The organism is Vreelandella nigrificans, assembly GCF_002374315.1.
Taxonomy (GTDB): domain Bacteria; phylum Pseudomonadota; class Gammaproteobacteria; order Pseudomonadales; family Halomonadaceae; genus Vreelandella; species Vreelandella nigrificans.
On the sequence record NZ_NWUX01000050.1, the window covers coordinates 1 to 2,230 of the forward strand.

1 protein-coding gene and 1 pseudogene are annotated in these 2,230 nt (G+C 53.2%); both read right to left on the reverse strand.

Features of this window, described 5'->3' with window-relative positions; translation table 11 throughout:
* Positions 1-71: 71 nt before the first annotated feature.
* Positions 72-1,076, reverse strand: coding sequence for a tetratricopeptide repeat protein (locus CPA45_RS22370; protein ID WP_096655511.1), 1,005 nt, complete (start codon positions 1,074-1,076; stop codon positions 72-74).
* A gap of 14 nt (positions 1,077-1,090) precedes the next feature.
* Positions 1,091-2,230: pseudogene (locus CPA45_RS22925) on the reverse strand (hypothetical protein); the annotation flags it as partial.

Genomic DNA, 2,230 nt, shown 5'->3' on the forward strand with positions numbered 1-2,230 from the left:
AGGCGACAACAGCGTCGCGAGTGTCAGTCCTGCCAGTGTGGTCAGTAGGTTTGATCGCTTCGTTAACAACATCAGGGACCAAATTTTTCGGGGAAGTAGGAAAGCGGAGGCTCTAGATTCAGCCACTCTTCCATCATGCGCTCGCCTGCTGCGCGCTGTTCGGGAGTGATGCTGTCGCCATAACCATAGTATGTGAGCGCATTTTCAGAGGTGCTTCCAGGCATTTCCTCTTTGAGCGCAAGAAGAATGGCCCAACCTTTAGCAGGATCCTTCTCCGTTTTACACACCCCATTTCCCTCTGCCTCAGGCTCTAAGTAACAAGATGCTTGCCATAGCCTGCCGTTAACGTGTCCAGCCATAGATGCCTTAATCATCCAATCCCAAGCTTCGTCATAACGACCTAGTTGGCTCAAAACTACTGCAAGGTTGTTCATAGAGGGGGCATAGTCTGCTTCCGCCGCCTTACGAAACCACACCTCTGCCGCTTCCAGGCGCTCCGTATCATTGGCATAACCCCGTTCGTCATTGCGGGCCAGCTCGCCCAGCCAATTCATAGAATGAACATTGCCTGCCTCGGCAGCACGATGGAGCCACTGCATAGCTTCATCTTCATCGGGGTCTTCAACGTAGTAATAGATATTATAGAGCGCGGCCATGGCTTCGGGGTCACCGGCCTCGGCTTTGGGCAAGGTAAGCTCCAAGGCCTCCTGGGGCCAGTCGTCGCCGTTTTCCGGGCAGACATCCCCCAGTTCGCAAGCACCACCGTCAAACAATCGAAGCATGGCGTAGGGTTCTCCGTGTTGTGCGGCTTGGTAATACCAGCCCAACGCGGCTTGATTCATGTTTCCCATCACTAACCGACGATTGGCTTCGCCAAGATAATACATAGCCTCCGCATCCCCAGCCTCTGCCGCTTGTTCTAAATAAGGGATTGCTGTATCCGCTCTTCGAATACCGTAGAGTCGCATACCTTCCTCTTTGGCAGCCTGCGCCTCTTCATCCAGCGCCCAGACTGAAGGCGACAACAGCGTCGCGAGCGTCAGTCCTACCATTGTGGTCAGTAGGTTTGATCGCATATCTTATTCCTTAGTCAGCGGTTTGATTCAGTAACACACACTTCCGTTGCAAGCCCTGCTACGTAGCGGCGATAGTTACCCTTTGCAATCGTTACTTCTCGATTTCCTGTGCCTGAAATCCGCTCCATAAAAAACTCCAAGTCACGTTTACGGCGTTGGTAGGCATGGCTCGAATCGTCATGCCATGGCTGGCCGGTCTCACTCATACAAATGAGCGCTTTGGCAAACAGATATTGGGAGGGTGTGGGGGCTTCTTGGCTAAAACGACACAGCGTGCCATAAACGCCGGTCGTGACACCTTCCACAATCCAGCCCAGGCAGTTGGCAATGGCAATTTGCTGGAAGTCTAGCGCTTGCTGACGATTAAATGACTGAACCATGCCACCGCGTCTACCTCTACGGGGCCCCTCTACTGCAAATTCTTGCGGCTCTCGGATGAGCAGGAACAACAAAGCCCCCAGCGCTTCAGGCGTTAATTGCTGAATCCATCTAGCTAGCTGTTCACCTTGCCCACGATCACTTGCATTAACAATTTCATAAGCAATTGGCCCAGCCTTTTGGCCGCCGGTTAGAGCGCTATAGAGCCGTTCAATGCCTGCTTGGCCACGGGCGGCGATCAGCCCAACGCTGAGCAGTGTGGTGGCGAGGATATAGCCTACTTTACCCAATACATTTTTGGCTTCTTCGGTAATCCATTCAGGTGTTTCGTAGTTATTGTCCACCAGGGCGCGGTGAAGCATGGCAATCCATAGCTCAAGGCTTTTGCTATCCAGCTCAAAGGTAAGCTTTGTGCTACCCCCTACGCCTAGCACCAACTTAGCCGCCACCCGAAAGGTGAAATTGCCATTGCGCATACCAAACACAAAATCGGCCTTACCGCCACCACCGGCGCTCCCTTCCATTTCAAACGCTGCGGCGCCTAACGTACGCCAGTCATCCAGGGAACGATTGTTATGCTCCCACATGCCTAGCTCGTTAAGCGCCTGCCAGTTTGGTAGTAAGCGCTGTAAATTATGCGGCGGCTTCCAATCCAGTGAACAGCCTATTTCCAGTCCTGCTTTGACGCCCCCAAAGGCGCTAACCCCGGCGCTATCGGTTTCCTGATTGCGTAAATCTAGCCCGGCAAGGCTCAACCCGCCCTTATCCAGTTTGAA